The organism is Kitasatospora sp. NPDC001261 (assembly GCF_042896795.1).
Classification (GTDB): Bacteria; Actinomycetota; Actinomycetes; order Streptomycetales; family Streptomycetaceae; genus Kitasatospora.
Genome location: NZ_JBIAXP010000025.1, coordinates 148,632 through 165,387, shown reverse-complemented (window position 1 = coordinate 165,387; position 16,756 = coordinate 148,632). Strand labels below are relative to the sequence as shown.

The 16,756-nt window shown below is 72.2% G+C and carries 16 protein-coding genes and 1 pseudogene; 5 read left to right on the top strand and 12 right to left on the bottom strand.

The window, feature by feature from the left end:
* From ACFY4B_RS30400 to ACFY4B_RS30380, 5 genes are all read right to left on the bottom strand, one after another.
* The coding region (locus ACFY4B_RS30400) for a thiopeptide-type bacteriocin biosynthesis protein (protein ID WP_387973343.1) at positions 1–533 on the bottom strand (533 nt) is incomplete at its 3' end.
* A 15-nt stretch (positions 534–548) separates the two neighbouring features.
* Positions 549–1,808 (bottom strand): lanthionine synthetase C family protein, encoded by a 1,260-nt coding sequence (locus ACFY4B_RS30395; RefSeq protein ID WP_387973340.1) that lies wholly within the window; start codon positions 1,806–1,808, stop codon positions 549–551.
* On the bottom strand, positions 1,805–4,669 hold the full coding sequence (locus ACFY4B_RS30390; protein ID WP_387973337.1) for a lantibiotic dehydratase: 2,865 nt from the start codon (positions 4,667–4,669) through the stop codon (positions 1,805–1,807). The genes ACFY4B_RS30395 and ACFY4B_RS30390 overlap by 4 nt, the downstream gene beginning before the upstream one ends.
* 243 nt (positions 4,670–4,912) lie before the next feature.
* Positions 4,913–5,083 carry an FxLD family lanthipeptide gene (locus ACFY4B_RS30385; RefSeq protein ID WP_387973335.1) on the bottom strand — a complete coding sequence of 57 codons (171 nt, stop codon included), beginning with the start codon at positions 5,081–5,083 and terminating at the stop codon, positions 4,913–4,915.
* Positions 5,084–5,147: 64 nt separating this feature from the next.
* The gene (locus ACFY4B_RS30380; protein WP_387973332.1) at positions 5,148–5,984 is read right to left on the bottom strand and encodes a TauD/TfdA family dioxygenase; all 837 of its coding nucleotides are present in this window, start codon (positions 5,982–5,984) and stop codon (positions 5,148–5,150) included.
* A 204-nt stretch (positions 5,985–6,188) separates the two neighbouring features.
* On the opposite strand from ACFY4B_RS30380, the gene ACFY4B_RS30375 reads away from it, so the two are divergent.
* Together ACFY4B_RS30375 and ACFY4B_RS30370 are read left to right on the top strand one after the other, a co-directional pair.
* Positions 6,189–6,593 carry an NUDIX domain-containing protein gene (locus ACFY4B_RS30375; RefSeq protein ID WP_387973329.1) on the top strand — a complete coding sequence of 135 codons (405 nt, stop codon included), beginning with the start codon at positions 6,189–6,191 and terminating at the stop codon, positions 6,591–6,593.
* Between the two features lie 3 nt (positions 6,594–6,596).
* On the top strand, positions 6,597–7,745 hold the full coding sequence (locus ACFY4B_RS30370; RefSeq protein ID WP_387973326.1) for a helix-turn-helix domain-containing protein: 1,149 nt from the start codon (positions 6,597–6,599) through the stop codon (positions 7,743–7,745).
* A 191-nt stretch (positions 7,746–7,936) separates the two neighbouring features.
* On the opposite strand, the gene ACFY4B_RS30365 is transcribed toward ACFY4B_RS30370, so the two are convergent.
* The 3 genes from ACFY4B_RS30365 to ACFY4B_RS30355 are packed head-to-tail and all read right to left on the bottom strand — an operon-like array spanning position 7,937 to position 11,415.
* Positions 7,937–9,418 carry a LuxR C-terminal-related transcriptional regulator gene (locus ACFY4B_RS30365; RefSeq protein ID WP_387973323.1) on the bottom strand — a complete coding sequence of 494 codons (1,482 nt, stop codon included), beginning with the start codon at positions 9,416–9,418 and terminating at the stop codon, positions 7,937–7,939.
* Positions 9,418–9,924: a LuxR C-terminal-related transcriptional regulator gene (locus ACFY4B_RS30360; protein WP_074003427.1), complete on the bottom strand. Its 507-nt coding sequence runs from the start codon at positions 9,922–9,924 to the stop codon at positions 9,418–9,420. The genes ACFY4B_RS30365 and ACFY4B_RS30360 overlap by 1 nt, the downstream gene beginning before the upstream one ends.
* Before the next feature lie 36 nt (positions 9,925–9,960).
* Positions 9,961–11,415 carry a hypothetical protein gene (locus ACFY4B_RS30355; protein ID WP_387973321.1) on the bottom strand — a complete coding sequence of 485 codons (1,455 nt, stop codon included), beginning with the start codon at positions 11,413–11,415 and terminating at the stop codon, positions 9,961–9,963.
* Between the two features lie 289 nt (positions 11,416–11,704).
* Between ACFY4B_RS30355 and ACFY4B_RS30350 the strand changes: the two genes are divergently transcribed.
* Positions 11,705–12,454, top strand: coding sequence for an XRE family transcriptional regulator (locus tag ACFY4B_RS30350; protein ID WP_387973318.1), 750 nt, complete (start codon positions 11,705–11,707; stop codon positions 12,452–12,454).
* Positions 12,451–12,921, top strand: coding sequence for an NUDIX domain-containing protein (locus tag ACFY4B_RS30345; protein WP_387973315.1), 471 nt, complete (start codon positions 12,451–12,453; stop codon positions 12,919–12,921). Before ACFY4B_RS30350 ends, ACFY4B_RS30345 begins: the two co-directional genes overlap by 4 nt.
* Position 12,922: 1 nt before the next feature.
* On the opposite strand, the gene ACFY4B_RS30340 is transcribed toward ACFY4B_RS30345, so the two are convergent.
* The 3 genes and pseudogenes from ACFY4B_RS30340 to ACFY4B_RS30330 all read right to left on the bottom strand — a co-directional run.
* Positions 12,923–13,468: an HD domain-containing protein gene (locus ACFY4B_RS30340; RefSeq protein ID WP_387973312.1), complete on the bottom strand. Its 546-nt coding sequence runs from the start codon at positions 13,466–13,468 to the stop codon at positions 12,923–12,925.
* Positions 13,469–13,598: 130 nt separating this feature from the next.
* On the bottom strand, positions 13,599–13,871 hold the full coding sequence (locus ACFY4B_RS30335) for a transposase (protein WP_387973310.1): 273 nt from the start codon (positions 13,869–13,871) through the stop codon (positions 13,599–13,601).
* Positions 13,872–13,990: 119 nt separating this feature from the next.
* Positions 13,991–14,482: pseudogene (locus tag ACFY4B_RS30330) on the bottom strand (transposase); the annotation flags it as partial.
* Between the two features lie 129 nt (positions 14,483–14,611).
* On the opposite strand from ACFY4B_RS30330, the gene ACFY4B_RS30325 reads away from it, so the two are divergent.
* The gene (locus ACFY4B_RS30325; RefSeq protein WP_387973307.1) at positions 14,612–15,250 is read left to right on the top strand and encodes an HAD family hydrolase; all 639 of its coding nucleotides are present in this window, start codon (positions 14,612–14,614) and stop codon (positions 15,248–15,250) included.
* Here the strand turns inward: ACFY4B_RS30325 and ACFY4B_RS30320 are convergent.
* Positions 15,230–16,537 (bottom strand): helix-turn-helix domain-containing protein, encoded by a 1,308-nt coding sequence (locus ACFY4B_RS30320; RefSeq protein WP_387973304.1) that lies wholly within the window; start codon positions 16,535–16,537, stop codon positions 15,230–15,232. The genes ACFY4B_RS30325 and ACFY4B_RS30320 overlap by 21 nt on opposite strands.
* Positions 16,538–16,756 lie beyond the last annotated feature (219 nt).

Below are 16,756 nucleotides of genomic sequence, written 5' to 3'. Positions count from 1 at the left end.
GCCTTGCGCACTGGCTCGGGTCCTACACCTTCGACAATGTCGAACCTCCATGGTGATTTCCACTCTCTGCATGCGACTTCGTGTCGCACGCCCTGTTCGTACCAGTCGAGGCCGGCGGCGCGGAGCATGGCGGAGACGAGGATGACGAGGGTCTCGGTCCGGCCGAGTGCGGGCGGGTCGGGCTCGGCGGTACGGGCCATCAGGTGCCGGCTGTCGGTGTGGAAGAGCCGGTGGGCGATCTCCATGGCGTCGGGGCCGCCGAACGCCTCGGTTTCCGGTTCGTAGATCACGGTGGCCCAGCCCGTCAGGAGTCCCTCCTCGGCGAGTACGTCGAGGAGCGCGGTGATGACGAGGGCGGGGTCGGCGGCGCGGTAGCGCAGTCGCAGCCCCATTTTGCGCATGTACCACCAGCCGTTCAGCGCACCGGAGTTCTGGCCGTAGGTGAGGACGGGGGCCAGGCGGTGGGCGGTGATCTGTTCGACGGTGGCGGGGTCGGCGAAGGTGAGGTCGTGCTGGATCCAGCCGGTGGTCATCGAAACGGTCCTTGGTCAGGCGGTCAGGAGACAGGCGTCCCAGCGGGTCGCAGGCGCGGCGCCGGTGGCGGGGGCGAGCAGGGCGAGGGCCGTGCCGGCCGCGCCTTCGAGGAAGGCGGGGCCCGCCGTCGCCAGGAGCCGGCGTGCCTGCGTGTCGGGGTCGGTACGGGGCGGGTGGGCGGTGTCGAGGAGCAGGGCGGCGGCCGAGCGCAGCCGGACTGCGTTGTGTGGGAGGGCGTCGTCGGCAGCGCGGTGCGCGATGTGGGCGAGCCCGGCGTAGCCGTGGCAGACGGACAGGTCGGTGGTCGCGGCGAGCGCCTTCGGGTCCGCGAGCGCGCTGGCGAGGTCGGTTTCGGCCTGGTGGCGCAGGCGTTGGTCGCCGAGGGCGAGGGCGGCGAGCTGCTGGACGCGGGCGAGGCCGGCGGTGCCGTAGCACCAGCTCGGGCGCTGCGGGGGAAACGGGCCGCGGGCGACGGCGTCCAGCTGGCCGCGGGTGATCCAGTACGGCCAGGCGTGGCCGTCGCGCCAGCGCTCCAGCCAGGCGGTGATCGTGCCGATCGCCTGGCGCTGGCCGTCGACCTGCACACCGCGGCGTAGAGCCAGGGCGAGCAGGGCGAGGGGACCCGCGATGCCGTGTGCGAGGCCGTTGTTGGCGTGCCCTCCAGGGAACCGCTCGTCGGGCCTGCCGGAGGGGCCGTGCGGGGCCCACCAGCCGGGCAGCAACCTGCCGTCGTGCTCGACGTCATCGGTCAGGCGGACCAGGCAGCTGAGGACCCGCCGGACGGTCTCGCCGTCGGGGGTACGGCGTAGGAGGACGGCGCCGATGCCGGCCAGTCCGCGGATCGCGTCGAACTCGGCCAGCGCCGGCAAGTCGCCGCGATCGAGCCGGGTGAGGGCTTCGTCGCAGCGCCTGGTGGCATCGGCCGCCACGGCCTGGTCGAGGTGGGCGAGGGCGCGCTGGTAGGAGTCGGGGCGGGCCTGGGCAGCGCAGGCGAGGGTGTGCGCGAGTGCGGGAGCACCGTAGTACAGGTAGCTGTCAGCTCCGCTCGTGACCGGAGCGTCGGCGGCGACCGCGAGCCAGGCGCGTACCGGTTCCCACGGGCCCCGGCCGGTGGCGGCGCGTTCGATGTGGAGCAGGGCGATACCGGGGGCGCCGTGGGCGAGGGACTGGCGCCACTGCGGGCGGGACGACCAGGCGGACGCTACGGCCTCGGGGTCGGCGAGGAGTTCGGCGATCCGGTCGGACAATCGCAGAGAGGGGTGAGGGATGGTCACCGGTCACCGTCCCGCGACAGGCGGGCGAGGGCGGCGGCGCGGGCCAGGTAGAGGACCTGGGCCTCGTCGTCGAAGTCGATGCGGTGCGCGCGGACGAAGCCGCAGTGCAGCAGGGAGCCGAGCACGTCGTCCGCCTGCACGCCTTCGGTGTGCGAGCCGGGGAAGAAGCAGCGGTAGGAGTCGAGCGCCCGGTGGCGTACGGACCAGGCATCCACGATCGCGGCCCCGCCGGGCGCCGTGCGTAGCGCAGCCCAGTCGTGGGCCGGGTCGGCCAGGCGCACGGCTTCACGGAAGACCGGCCTGGGCACGGGGGCCGGCGCCTGGGCGGGGACGTTGTCGACGAGCCAGCGCAGCCCGGCGGCGGCGGAACCGGTGAACCCGGTGGCCACGGCGACCGCGTGGGCGGCGAGCAGCGCCTGCCGACCGGGCCCTGCGGGCTGGGACAGTTGGGTGAGGACGGCGGCGGAGTCGGCGCGGAACACCTCTTCCGCCGCGGCCCATGCCGGGCCCTCGCCCCAGCGTCCGGTCTCCGTGTACGAGGTCGGGTACACGACCTCGGACAGCAGCCCGGCCTGGTGGAGTTCGGCGGTCCAGGTGCTGATCACGCTGGCGCTGGAGCCGAAGTCGCTTGGGTCGGGCAGGGCGACGCGCAACCGCAGGTGCTGGCGCGGGTCACGGAAGCGCACGAACCACCACTCCGGGTGCCCGAGTCGCTTCAGGAGGTCGGGCAGGTGCCGGGCGAGGACGGTGTTCTGGCGTTCCAGGTCGCCGTAGAGGGAGGCGAGGAGCACGCGGGAGGTGCCGGGGGCGTCGCCGTGGCCCCGCTTCAGGACGCGGGCAGGGGTGGGCTTGGGCAGGCACGGCCAGGCCGGGGCGTGGGTGGCGGTGACGGGGACCACGATCTCGTGAGCCCGTCCGCCGGCCCAGCCGAGGTCGGCCGGGTCGGGTTCCTCGACGAGGACCGCGTGCCGGACGGAGCGCAGGCGGTCACGCAGCAGGACGCGGTGGCCGGGGCGGTCGAGGTCAAGGGGCAGGCCCTGGCTGTCGGCGGCCAGCATCACGTGCCGCGGGACGCGACGCAGCTCCGCCCACGAGGCGAGGGCTCCGTCCCACAGTCGCTGCGGGACGTCGTCGGCGGGGAGTTCGGCGGCGGTGAGCCGCCAGGCAGCGGGGGAGAGGATGACGCGCCGGTGCCGCAATCGGGGCCGGAACGGTAGCGCGTGGAGAGCGCCCCAGTCGAACCGGGTGACCTGCGCCGTCTGGGCGCGGGACAGTTCGGTTATCAGCCGGGCGAGCGGTGGGGTGTGGTGGTGAAGGTTGAGGGCGTGGGTGGGGGCGGCCTCGATTCGCACACCGAGCTCCGGTGCTGTCAGGTACATGCGCCGTCCGTCGCAGCCCACCGCCAGGTCTTCGGGGCAGAGGACGCCGTCGGCGGCGCGGCGGTGCTCGGCGAGACTGATCACCAGCTGGCCGGTCGCCACGCTGCGGGCGACGTGTCCGGTCCCCGCGTCCAGCGGCCGGAACGAGAGCTGCGCGGTGACGGCGTGCTCGTCCATCGTCGGCAGGTTCCTCAGCAGATCGGTGAACACCGCCCGTTGCCCGGGTTCGAGGAAGTGGAGGAAGCGGCCGACCGAGACGCCGGCGGCCCGGGACGCCGAGACCACCTCCAGCCGGAACTCGCCCTTCTCGACCGCTTCCTGGCTGAGGGCGTGGACGCGGGCGACGATCTCCAGGTGCGGAGGCAGGCGGGGTGCGTCCGGGCCCCGGTCGAGAGTGGCCAGCAGTGCCTCGTCGAGGACGGTCTCGCGAGCGTTGTCGAGAGCGGCCCGCTGGGCGAGGGAGGCCAGGGCCTCGTCGCGCTTGTCGAAGCGCGGCTTCTCGGCGGGCCGGGCGCCGGGGTAGCCGTCGGGCCAGCCGATCCCGCTGTCCGCCACCACGTCGAGCAGCGGAACCAGCGTGCCGCGGCCGTAGCGCTCGTAGAACCGCTGGTGGTAGGCCCGCCAGGCCGCGGTGCCGTTGGGAGCGGGGCTGAGTCGGGCGAGCAGGTGGGCTGCGCGTGCGGCCTCGTCGGCCACGGCGTGCGGGAGGACGAGGTCGGCGTCCAGCCGCAAGTCCACGGCCGACGAGAGAATGCCGTGCCCAGGGGCAGCAGCGGCGCGTAGGTCCGCCAGGGGCTCGGTCGCTTCGGCGATCTCGTCGGCGCCTGCGTTCTCCAGGGTGACCAGGAGGCGACAGACCGGGTCGGTGTCGGTCGCCGGCCTGTGAAGGTTCGTGATGAGCGCTTGCTGGGCGACGAGTTCGGACAGGAGGCCGGTGATCTGCTCGACGGTCGTGGTGGGGAACTCGGCCTGGACCTTGTCGGCCAGCTCCTGGAAGCGAATCGGTCGGCGGGCGGCGGCGAGGGCGAAGGAGACGGGACGGGTGTGGCGCAGGGTCGTCTCGGCCGCAGCCGTGCCGCCGTCCGGGCGGTCGAGCGGCCGGTGGGGGACGACGAGACGATCACCGCGTACCTGGACGGTGGAGTTCGCCGTCACGTCCAGACGGGCCAGCAGGGTGGGACAGCGCTCGAGGTGCCCGATCGCCCGGGCGAGCCGGGCGGCCGAGGGGCGGGTGACCACGTGGTGCTCGTGGCCCCAACGCAGTTCGCAGGTCGGGCCGAACGACGCTGCCTGCACGCCGGCGAAGTAGCCGAACGGGGTGGGACGGCCGGTTGCGCGAGCCAGATAGCGGGCGGTGGAGAGAGCGGCACGCCGTACGTCCCGTGGCTCGGGCGACGGGGTGGCGGTCAACTGGGCGACGCGACGGGCGAGGACCGGGCTGGCCACTGCGAGGGCCTGGGCGAGTTGCTGGTCCGCCCACACCGCGCGCAACCATCGCGTGCGGCGGCCCGTTGCCGAGGGGCCGTCGCCGTCAAGGTCCGGCCACGCGGGAACCCGCAGATCGGGGCGGGCGACGGCGCGCACGAGCGCCACGCCGGCGGCGCGGTAGGGAACCGAGGAAGTGGGAGGGCGCATGGCCGCGAACCTCGCAGTCGGAGACAGGATGAGATGGCGGTGGCGGCCGGTGCCCGGGGACGTCGTCGCCCAGGGCACCGGCCGGTCGGGTCAGTGCAGGCCGGTGGTGCAGGCGCCGCAGGTGCTGCCGCAGCCGTCGTCGGTGAGGACCTGCAGGCTGGCCGTGTCGGTGGTCTCGACGGTGCGGACGTCGAGGTCGAACTCGTCGCCGACGGCGTCGGGCGCGGTGGCCGTGGACTCGGCCGTGATCTTCTGAGCCATGATGGCTCCTCCTTGAGGGTTTCCCTTGTGGGTCCTGGAGCCGGGACGCGGGACGCGCCCCGCGTCACCAGGAGGCGGTGGGGTGGCAGTGTCGGGTGTCGAGGGCCGGCTGAGCCGCGCGGCCTGCGATGGACCATGGCGCGGGGAAGCCCGACCGGAGGCCGAGTGCGGGGTGCGGTTCGCCCAGTGCGCGCAGTATCAGCCGCTCGCCCGTGAAGGCGGTGCGGCCGTGCAGCAGGCGGTGGTTGTCCAGCACGACGCCCTGTCCGGGGGCGAGGCGCAGCCGGCGGGTGTTCCGGTCGATGGCCTGGCGCAGGGCGGGCAGGTGCGCCTCGGCGTCGGGTGAGAAGCGGGCGAGGTCGTCCTGCCTCAGCCGCAACCGCCAGCGGCCGCCGGGCAGTTGCTGAAGAACCGGGGCGAACAGACCGTTTGATCCCCCGAAGTAGGCGGATCGTTCCGTGGAGAGCACCTCGATGACGGCCGGGCGGTACGCGGCCAGCTCGGCCAGGACGGCCTGGCCGTCCACCAGCAGGCTCTCGCCGCCGACGGCACCGGCCCGCGCGCACGCCAGGAGAAGCAGTCGGGGCGGATCCGGGTGCTGCGCGCACTCGGTGTGCAGGGCCAGGGCACCACGCCCGAGGCCGGCGAATCCCGGTCGTCCGTCGTGGCGCCCGGTGTCGCGGATGACGGTCAACCCGTCCGGGTCGGCGTCCCGGTGCTTCCACAGCGAGGACATCACCCGGCCGGCGGCGAGGAGCACGTCGTCGCGCCCGCCCAGCCTGGCGAGCCGCAGCATCCCGTGCTCGCGCAGCAGTGCTCCGGCGCGCTCGCGGGCTGCTCCGTCCAGCAGGCGTGCGGTGAACTCCTCGCCGTTGGTGCCGTTGGTGTCGGAAGACGGCATGGTGGATCTCCCTCGTGGGACCGAGTGGGTGGGAGGCGACACACTCTTCACGCCCCATCGCCCGGATGGGAAGTGACAGATTGTCAAAGCGGGATCACCGGGCAGCGGGGCACCGCCCAGCCGCGCGACTGCTACCTTCGACGGGCCCGTGACCACCTGAGCGCCCCGGAAGAAGCGATGCCAGGACAGACCGAACAGCCTTACGTGCCAACGACGTTCCCGATCTCCGTCAAGGGCGTCGTGCTCGACCCGCGGCAACGGGTACTGCTGCTGAAGAACGAGCGCCAGGAGTGGGAGCTGCCAGGCGGGAAGCTGGAGGGGACGGAGACGCCCGAGCGGCGGGTGGTCACGGAGATCCAGGAGGAGAGCGGCTGGACGGCGGCCGCCGGCCCGCTGCTCGACGTGTGGATGTACGAGCCGATTCCCGGTCGCAAGGTCTTCATCGTCACCTACGGGTGCACCGCCACCGACGCACACCGACCCCCGGTCGTGAGTCACGAGCACAAGGAAGCCGGCCTTTTCCACCGAGACGAGGTGTCCGGCCTGGTCATGCCGCAGGGCTACAAGGACTCCATCACCCGCTGGTACGAACTGCACGGCCAGGCCTGACCCGTGGCCGGGATCGACCCCCACGGTGGCATCCGTTGGCACTGGACCACGCCCAGAGCCCAGGACATCCTGCGCCGCCGAGCCCTGCCCGAGATCCTCCAGCTCTACCGCGAACTCCACGGCCTGCCGCAACAGGAACTCGCGGACCTCCTCGGCTACTCCACCAGCTACGTCTCCCGCATCGAGACCGGCTCGCGCACCGTCACCGACATCGCCGCCCTGCGTCACATCGCCGAACGCCTGGGCCTCCCGCCGCACTGCCTCGGCATCACCGACGACACCGACGCGGACCACCAACTCGTGATCCAGCTCGCCGACTCTGTGCTGCGCCTGGCCGAGATCGCCCGCCAGGCCGGCCAGGCCACCACCGCGGTCGCCGAGCTGTGGCCACTGGTCGCCCGACTGGAGGCCCGTACCGCGGACGGCCATGCCGACCTCGACACCCTGCGCCTGCTCGCCAGGGCCCGGGTCGGCCTCGGCGTCGCACTGGGACACGTGCTGCCCGAGGAGCGCCTCGCCACCGCGGCCCGCTGGACCGGCAAGGGACTCAGCGTCGCCCGACGGGTCGGCGATCCGGCGCTGCACGCCCACGCGCTGCGCCACCACGGCAACGAACTGCGCAAGTCCGGCCTGCACCTTCGCGCATTGGACCGGCTCGGCCAGGCCCGTGATACCGCCCGCACCGCCACGGAACGAGCCGAGGCCGTCGTCCTGCTCGCCCGCGCCGCCGGAGCCGCCGGGAACGCCGCCGTCTTCGACGCCGCGATCGACGACGGCTGCCGGCTTCTGCACGACGTGGCACCCACCGCCCTGTTCTCCGAGTTCACCCTCCACGAGGTCCGCCTTCGTGGCCTCATGGGCACCGGCCGGGTCGCCGAAGCGGTCCGGCAGCTGGACCGGGCACCGGCCGCCGGACTCGGAGCGACTGCCCAGTGGCGGATCATCGCGGCGATCACCGCCGGCGAGGTGCTGCTGCGGAAGGGAGACCCGATCGGCGCGGCGCAACAGCTCAGCGCCGCGGTCGACGGGGCGGCCCTCCACCGTCTGCCGCACCAGCTCCAGCGCGCCGTCCGGGCCGGCCGCCGTCTGCCCGAAGTCAAGGAGCGGGCGGGCGGTGCCCTGGAACGGCTGCGAGCCGAGATAGCGGCCTGAGCTCCAGCTCGGCGGTCGGACGGCGATGAACACGGCGGACCACATCCCTTGACTGGTGGGCAGACGCCCGGAGCGAGAGCGTGAGGCAGTGGGGGTGGGGTGCCGTTCAGGGTGCGGAGCGGCACCCCACCGGGATCACTGGCCGGAAGCCGCCCAGATCGGGAGGCTCTCAGCGATGGAGGCGGTCCGGATCAGCCAACCCATAGAGGTGTTGGAGGCAGGGTGACGAGGCCGGTGACGAGGGCGACGGCGGCGGCGTGGGTGCGGCTGCCGCGCCACGAGAGCGCACGGACGACCCTGGCCTCGACGGTGCGGGCCTCGCGCAGGCTCAGTCCGGCGGCGTTCGCCCCGGCCTCGCTCATCGTCCCGGTGCAGATCAGCGTGAGCACGGCTCGCCCCGCCTGATCCAGCTCGGGCACGCGGTCGGGCAGCCCGGCGCGCAGCCGCTCGGTGCCGATCAGCTCCGTCGTGATCAGGCGGACGGCCAGGTGTGCGTCGTCCACGGCGCCGGCGCGTCGGCGCAGGTCGGCCAGGCGGTGTCGGACCAGGTACTCCCCGGTGTGGACCCGGCCGCTGATCTCGGCGATGGTCAGCCCCTCGGCGGCGAGTTCGGCGATCCGCCGCTCCAGCCCGTTCAGCTCGGGCACAGGGGCACGTCGTGGCTCCGTCCTCGGAACGAAGCTCGTGGTCGCCAGGACCCGGCGAAAGCCGGCTTCCCCGGCCACGGGTACTTGATCGGCGGTGCACGCGAGCAGGAGGTCGTCGGCCGGTGCACCGAGGCGGTGGGCGGCGGCCACGTAGGCGGCGGTGCCGTTGTGCGCGCCCTGGCGTACGGCGCAGGACCAGGCCGCTCTCAGACCGACCACTCCGACGGCACGGTCCGGATCGACCGCCACGGCAGGAAGCACCAGAGCGCACGGGACACCGAGGGCCAGCGCCTGGTGCACCAGCCGGACGACGGTCGGCGCGGCCCCGCGAGGCGCGGCCCCGGCCAGAACCTCCGCCAGCGACGGCACTTCCGGAAGGGCGGCCAGCGCGCCGAGGTGTACGACCAGACCGCGCGTGGACCGGAGCATCGCGACGGCGCGCTCCACCGGATCGGAACGGTGGCAGAGCTCTGCCGGGGTCGTCGCTACGGGTCCGGACGCACCGGCAGCTCCCTTCGTCCGGTGGTGCCTGGCGCGGCCCTGGCCCGAATCGGCCGCCGTGGGTGTGGTGAGCCCGGCCAGGGTGTCCCCGGCCGGGGCGATCAGCTGGTGTTCCAGTGCTCGGCGGACGGCGACAACGCGCTTGCGCGTGCCGAAGACGTCCAGCACGGCGTCCTCGTAGAGCTCCGCCGCGCGCTCCCGGACCTCCAGCGCGCGGGCGACGTCGAGGCGGTTCCCGCCCGCCGCCCAGATCCGCAGGATCAGCGTCTGCTCGTCCGTGAGGGCCGGCGGAGCACCCGTCGGGGCCGAACGCGTGAGCAGGCCGGACTGCCACGCCCAGGCGAAGGCCTGGACCCGGTTCGCCGTCCCCAACCGGTCGTACGCCTGGCGCAGGTGGTACTTGACGGTGTCGACACTCAGATCCATGGCCGTGCCGATCGCCGCGTTCGTCATCCCGAGACCGACCCTGTCCAACACCGCGACGAACTGCGCGGCCGGCGCCGTGGACGCCACTTCCGTACGCATCAGCACGCCTTCGCCCGCTGCCGAAGCCTGCTGAGCTTCACGGCCGGCCAACCGACGCCGAGTGCCCGCAGCGGTACCAGGTCGCCGAGAACGGCCGCGGCGCTCGCCTGCTCCCGCGACCGGGCCCCGAGCGTCCTCAGGACGGTCTGGGTGTAGGTCTTCACCGTGTTCACGGCCAGGCCCAGGCGCTCGGCGGTGACGGTCGCGTCCTCGCCGCCCACCAGCCCGGCGAGGACGGCGATGTGCTGTGCCGACAGCGGGTTGCCGATGGGGTTCATCAGGTGCACCTCCTGCACCAGGCCCCATCCCGCGCCCAGGGCGGTGGCGTGGAAGCGCGACTTCGCTCCGATCTTCGGCAGCAGAGTGAGGGCGGCAGTACCGACCCTGGCCCGCTCGATCCCGGTGGCCCGGCTGATCGCCCCGTACAGGGCGCCGCGGGCCAGCTGTTGCAGGAGGAGGACGTCGGCCTCGGACAGGTCGGGCTTGACGGGGCGGGAGGTGGGCATGGCGGATCTCCAGCAGAAGCGGGGGAGGAGGGGAGGCTACGACCGGTCGAGGGCGGCCAGCAGCGAGGGCCCGATCCGTCGGGCGGCGTGGGGGCCGATGGTCAGGACCAGGTCGCCCCGTCGGACGAGGGAGGCGACCAGCGACTCGGGGCCCGGCTGGTCCAGGCCGGGCTCGTAGCGGATCACCGTGCCCGCGGGACTGGCGGTGAGGATGCTCTCGCCGCCGTCGACGCGGTTGTGGTGACGGGGGAACGTCGAGTGGACGGGCAGCAGCACCGTCCGGTCGGCGGCCGTCAGGGCGTCGGCGATCAGGCCGGCGAGCGTGTTCGACCGCAGATGCCCGGAGGGCTCGTACACGGCCACCACCGCACCCTCGGTGAGCATCCGCGCGCCCAGGAGGTCGGCCTCGATCTCCCTCGGGTGCACGGCGATGGATTCCACGACGTCGATTCCACAGCTCGTGCCGAGCCGGGTCAGCGACCTCTCGACGCCGGCGAACGCGCCGAGCCCGTCGACGAGTTCGTGGCCGGGGACACCGAGCGCCCAGCCCGCGGCCCAGGCCGTTGCCACGGCCATGGCGGAGTTCGTCCCCGCGACCGGCACGGTGAAGGTGTGACGCTCGCCGCCGGCCTGGACGGTGACGCGGTGCTCCTCACCGGTCCAGAAGCTCCCGAGGACCTGCACGTCCATGTCGGCGCCGCGGCCGACGGTCACCACGCTCGGGCCCCGGCGTCGGCGCAGCCGGTCCGCGAGCTCCAGGCAGCCGGGCTGGGCGGCCCACAGCACCACCGCCTCGCTCCGTCGGGCGAGGGCCTCCATCTGGTCCAGCGCCTCCTGCTGGTTCCACCAGCTCGGCGGTGCGGTGTCCGCGGCGGTGACCAGCGTCACGGCAGGGGTGAGGCCTTCACCCAGGGAGCGGAAGCGCCAACTGGGCGGCGAGGCGTCGTGGCCGGAGCTGTCCGGGCACAGGTCCACCACCAGGAGCTCTCCGCCGCCGTCGTAGCCGGCGGAGTCCCCTTTGGGTGCCTCGGCGAGGATCCACCCGGGGTCGCGGCTGACGAGCGCGCAGGTGAGCGCGGCGGCGGCCATGGTGGTCGAGTGGCTGCCGGCGACGGCGACCGTGGTCGGCGCCGTGGCGGCCAGCAGCTCGACGGCCCGCCCGTAGCCCAGTATCGGAAGGCCTCGCCCGACGGCGTGGTCCAGGACCTCGTGCACCACGGTGTTGTCCCCGCCCCAGATCAGCGAGGCCGTCCCGGGAGTGGCCGCCCGAAGGCCGACACCGCACCGTTCGAGCCTTTGGAGCAGGTCGGGGCGGGAATCGGGGCGCGGCGGCGAGACCGTCACCCGAGCGTGCCTCCGGGCCAGGTAGGAGGCCAGGCCCGCGATGCCGGGGGTGTGGGGGTCGAGGATGTGGACGGCCGAGAGGAGGCCGGGCAGCGGCAGGGGCCGTCGAGGCGCCTCGGTGCTGTTGGCGTCGGCGGTCGCGTTCACGCCGCCTCCGTCAGAGCGAGCCCCTTGGGGCTGACGTGGATGTCGGCGAGGACGCCGGCGGTGCCGATCAGGTCGCTGACGACGGCGCTGAGGATGCACGGGATCATGGCGAGTCTCCGCAGATGAGCGGGTGGATTCGAGCCGGCCGATTCGATCCGGTCGAACCGGCGGAGACTCAGAATGCCGGTGGGGAGGGGGACATGATCAGGCCTGAGCTGGACGTCTTGGGACGTCCTCGGTATTCTCCTGGAGTCTCAATACGTCCCAAGACGTCCCATCCGGGGGTGCCATGGCGAACGAACGCCTTCGGTCCGCGCTGGTCGTCCGCGGGGTCACCGAGCGGGAACTGGCGGAGCACTGCGGAGTCGATGCCAAGACGGTGGAGCGCTGGATCCTCAAGAGCCGTGAACCGTACAGGCGGCATCGCCAGGCGGCGGCGGCCAAGCTGCAGACCGACGAGGACTACCTCTGGCCGGACGCGAAGTCGGAGACCCGGCGCCTGGACGAGGCCGACGCCGAGATCGTCCATGTATACCCCCACCGCTCCTCCGTGCCACCGGAGTTGTGGTTGCAGTTCGCCCAGCGCTCGGCTGCCGACATCGGCGTGCTCGTCCATGCCGGCGTCCATCTCGCCGAGAACCCGCGCTGGCACCGGGCGCTCGCCGAACGGGCTCGGGCGGGCGTCCGGGTCCGTCTGCTGCTCGGTGACCCGGAGAGTACGGAGGTCGCGCGACGGGGCGAGGAGGAGGAACTCGGCGAGGGCGTCGCGTACAAGGTGCGCGAGGTCATCAAGCTCTACCGGCCGCTCTACGGAACGCCCGGCATCGAGTTCCGGACGCACCGGTCCACGCTGCACAACTCCTTGTACTGGTTCGACGACGAGATGCTGGTGAACACCCAGATCTACGGGGTGAGCGCACCGCTAACCCCGGTACTCCACCTGCGCCGCGTCGTCGGCGCCCAGCTGGTCTCGACCTACCGGCAGAGCTTCGAGAAGGTCTGGGCCGGTGCTGTTCCGCTACCGAGGCAGGAATCGTGAGCCGGACCGACTACTTCGACGATCCGAAGGCCCCGAAAGCCCAGCGAATCGTGCCCGCCGTCACCGCGTTCGTGGTGAACGAGCGCGGCGATCTCCTGTTGGAGCGGCGCTCCGACAACGGCCGCTGGGGCATGCCCGGCGGGGTCCTGGAGATCGGCGAGAACCTTCCAGGGGCCGTCGCGCGCGAGGTACGGGAGGAGACCGGTATCGAGGTCGAGATCACCGGCCTCGTCGGCACGTACAGCGACCCCGGGCACGTGATCGAGTTCTCCGACGGGGAAGTGCGCCAGGAGTTCTCCCTGTGCTTCCGGGCGCGGCCGGTCGGCGGCCGCCTCACGGCCAGCTCCGAGTCCTTCGAGGTCCGCTGGGTTCCGCGAGCGGAACTCGAAGGGATGGACATCGCCCCGACGACCAGGCTCCGCCTCGACCACGGCTTCCGGAACGAGCCGGCCCCACACCTCGGCTGACTCAGGCGCTGGCGGACTCGGCCAGCCGCTTCGCGACCCGGTCGACCATGGCCAGCAGCGCCGGGCGAGCCGCGGAGACGGCACGGTGGACGACGTGGCCGGTGCCGTACCGGTGAAGGACCTCGTCGAGCCGGGACACCGGGTCGACCACGGTGCCGTCGGGTCCGCTCGTGAGATCGCAGTACGTGATCGCGTCCAGCAGGTCCGACGGCGGCCGGCGAAACTCCGCGAGCGCGGCCGACAGTCCCAGTTCGGCCGCTTCCCACTCCGAGGACGAGTGGTAGGCGACGAGCGAGCAGACCTCGGCATCGACACCGATCCGACGCAGGTACCGGGCGCCGTCGATCATGTGCTGGCCGGTGTTGACCGCCGAGGGCGCGTACCCGACATCGTGAAGAACCGCGGCGACACGCACCAGCTCCTCGTCGCCCCCGAGCGTCGGGCCGAGGAGCCGGGCCTGCTCGAATACCTGACGGGAGTGCGCCCACCGCAGGGGGATGTCCGCGAGCAGCGATTCGGCGGTCCGGTACGCAAGGCTCAGGTTCATCGCTCAAGGCTAGTAGTGCTTTGTCAGGTCGGGGCTGGCATTGGCCTGGATATCGTTTGGTGGCAGGTCGGGCATATGCCGTTCCAGGTCGCCAGGAGCTGTTGGAGGGCTCTGACGGCCTGGTAGGGGGTCATGCCCGAGCAGGCACTTTTGGGCGAATCCGGACCAGGGTCACGAAGAGGTGGGTGGCGGTGACGAGGGTGACGTGGCGGTGCCGGCCGGCCCACGAGCGTCCGTCGAAGTGGTCCAGGCCCAGGGGAGTCTTCAGCTCGCGGTAGTCGTGCTCGATCCGCCAGCGGATCTTGGCCAGGCGGACGACATCCTCGACCGGTGTCGGCGGGAAGGTCGGACACCCAGTAGTGGGAAGGCTCGGCCAGGTGGGCGGGCCATTGGCAGCCAGCACGTGGGCAGGGTGCCGTCTTCCTTAAGCTGGGGCCGCCGCCCGGCTGGCGGCCCGTATGATCTGGCAGTTCCCGACCTGGCCGAGTGTCCCGGAGTACCGGCGGGCCACCCCGGGCGAGCTCGTGCCGTCCTTCGGGACCCGGTCTCGTGGATCACCCAGGCAGCCGGTTTCAGCGTCTGCACGGCCCGGCAGGCGATACGGGCGCGGACCTCGTCCAGGGGCCAGGTCGAGGTGGTGATGAACTGCTGCAGGCGCTGGTGGTCGATGCCGAGGCGCTCAGCCATCGGCTGCATCGACTTGTGCCGTCCGTCCAGCAACAGACCACGCGGATGGCTCAAGTCCTTGTCCTGCTGGTCCGAGCGCTGCAGCGGAGCGAGTATCTCCGCCGCGAACTCCTCCAACTCATCGTGTAACGCTGTTAGTTCGTCCGGATTCACACCGGCAACGCCGAACACCCGACCTGCCCAAGCCCTGCGCAGCGCGTGACAAGGCACTACTAGCTGTTCCGCACCTTCGGCGGCGGCCCGCGCGCCGGGCGCCCGTGGCCGAAGTTCACCGTGGACAATGAGCGCGACCAGGTCGAGTCCCGCGCGCGCAACCCTCGAGGGCATCGACTGGAGGTTTCGCAGTCACCCGGCCAAGGCGTCAGCAACACTTACTGGCCGCAGAGTTGGCGAGTCGTTGCGTGGGTTTGACGGGGGCTTGTTCCCGGAGCCTGGCGGGCGGCCTAGGCTGCCGGGATGACGACATCTCCGGCGACCAGGTTCGGCGCGGTGGTATTCGACTTCTTCGGTGTCCTGACTTTCAACATGGTCGAGGTGATCCAGGCGTTCGAGGATCGGGAGAAGATCGTCCGCGGGACGTTCCTTCGCGGGTGGGCTTCCCCGGAGGGACAGGAGCTGTTCCGTCGGCTCGAGCTCGGCCAGATCACCCAGGAGGAGTGGAACTCGAGGTTCGGCGGCCTGATCGGCGTCGAGCCTGCCGGCTTGATGGCGCGGTACCTCCACGACGCCTTCCCCGCCTACCCGGTGCTCCGCGTTGCTCGTCAGGCGCGTGCAGCCGGGATCAGGACGGCGGTACTGTCGAACTCGCTCGGCCGCCAGCCGTTCGACCCGTACTCCGGATTCGACCTCGCCGGTACGTTCGATGCGGTGGTGCTCTCCGCCGACGTCGGCGTACGCAAGCCGGATCCGGCGATCTTCCGGATCGTGTTGGACCGGCTCGGTGTGGGCGCGGATGAGTGCCTGTTCGTTGACGACAGTGAGTCGAACCTTGAGGCCGCCGCCGGGCTCGGGTTCACGCCGTTGCTCGGGTTGGACGAGGACGTGGTGGCCCGGCGTCTGCGCGAGCTGCTGCACCTACCCGGCAGCGGCCTGTAGGAAGTCCGCGATGGGCCGGTAGGCGGCGTGCGGGGCGAGTTTGACCCGCAGTCCCTTGAGCTGGGAGGAGGAGCGGGCGGAGTCGACGGAACCGAGGCAAGCGGTGGCCTGCCAGGCGGCGGCGACGGCCGCATCGAGGTCGTTCAGGACGAGGTGGGCCTCGGCGGCGCGGGCCAGGTAGATGGCATGGCTGCGGGGAAACTCCTCGTCGACGCTGGGGTGGGCCCGCATGCCGGCCTCGAAGCGGCGCAACGCCTCGGCCGGGTCGCCGAGGTCGAGTGCGCACGAGCCGGCGATCATCTCCACCTCCGACCTGGTCACCCAGTAGAGGAACTCGGGTTCGTCGTCCTTTGGGCCTCTGTCCAGCATGTCGTGTGCCAGGCGGAGTTGGCGGCCGGTTGCCGCCTTGGCAGTGGTCTTCGACATCGCACGGGCGGTGCGGGCGGCCAGCATCGCCTCCATGCGGGGGGTGCCGTGTTGCCGCAGCTGCGAGCGGGCGGTCTCCAGGAGGGCCACCGCGCGGTCGGCCTGGCCGGTGGAGTAGAGCTGGACGGCTGCGAACGAGATGGTGTAGACGCCCCCGGTTGCGTCGCCTGCTTCGGCGGAGGCGCGGAGGGACGCGTCGAAGTACCGCTGGGCAACACCGGGGCGGCCTTGGTCGAAGGTGCACCAGGCGACCTGCCGTGCGGCTTCACCCGCGAGCCGGAGGAGACGGTTCGCGGCGGTGCCCCGGTAGCGGCCGGCTTTGAGGAGGGTCACCGCGAGCGACAGTTCCCCGGAGGCCTGCCTGCGGACCTCCCCGCTGCCGAGCTCGTCGTCCAACCTGCGCAGGAGCTCGAGTCGGCCGGCCATGTTGACCAACAGAGCCGTGCCCCCGGCGCTCTGCGCGCTCTCGACGGGTGCGCTGGGGTGGGCGATGCCCAGAGCGCCGGCCCATCCTCCCGCTGATGCCGACAGTGCGGCACCGGCCTTGACGAACCCCCGGCGATCCACTCGGCCTGCTCTCCCGTCCACGAGGTCGGCGAGGACCGTCAGTGCCGCTCCGTCCTGACCCCACGGAACGGCGGACGGCGCAGCCTTGGCGTTGGCCAGCTCCTTCTCGAACTTGCCGTCGGTTCGCAGCGCGCGGTCGTAGGCCGCGGCCACGTCGATGGTCAACGATCTGTTCCCGTTCTCCACGTTACGCAGATACGCCGGTGTGAAGCTCGTTGCCTGGGAGAACTGCGCCCAGGACATCCCGGAGTCCCGGCGCGCCTGCCGTAGGTCGTTCCGTAGTCGCTCGGACATCGCGACGCTCCTCGGGATTTGGGATCGCTCGTGGATCGGCCCCAGCCATTGTTCCCGGGACGCTGGCGGTGTGTGCTCGGTTCAGCACAGATTGCCACTTCCGCCTGGTCGGAGCTGGGCCCCGGCCCGTTCAGGAATGACGTGTGGGATACCGCCTGCAGCACCCGTTCACCACCCGCCGGAGATCCCGTACCGGCCGCTGCTCACCGGCAGCAGCGA

Bases quoted from the DNA above. Each gene is read 5' to 3' on its own strand.
- ACFY4B_RS30385 (WP_387973335.1), bottom strand. From the start codon at position 5,083: ATGGCTCAGAAGATCACGGCCGAGTCCACGGCCACCGCGCCCGACGCC.
- ACFY4B_RS30380 (WP_387973332.1), bottom strand. From the start codon at position 5,984: ATGCCGTCTTCCGACACCAACGGCACCAACGGCGAGGAGTTCACCGCA.
- ACFY4B_RS30365 (WP_387973323.1), bottom strand. From the start codon at position 9,418: ATGCGTACGGAAGTGGCGTCCACGGCGCCGGCCGCGCAGTTCGTCGCG.
- ACFY4B_RS30360 (WP_074003427.1), bottom strand. From the start codon at position 9,924: ATGCCCACCTCCCGCCCCGTCAAGCCCGACCTGTCCGAGGCCGACGTC.
- ACFY4B_RS30350 (WP_387973318.1), top strand. From the start codon at position 11,705: ATGGCGAACGAACGCCTTCGGTCCGCGCTGGTCGTCCGCGGGGTCACC.
- ACFY4B_RS30340 (WP_387973312.1), bottom strand. From the start codon at position 13,468: ATGAACCTGAGCCTTGCGTACCGGACCGCCGAATCGCTGCTCGCGGAC.
- ACFY4B_RS30325 (WP_387973307.1), top strand. From the start codon at position 14,612: ATGACGACATCTCCGGCGACCAGGTTCGGCGCGGTGGTATTCGACTTC.
- ACFY4B_RS30320 (WP_387973304.1), bottom strand. From the start codon at position 16,537: ATGTCCGAGCGACTACGGAACGACCTACGGCAGGCGCGCCGGGACTCC.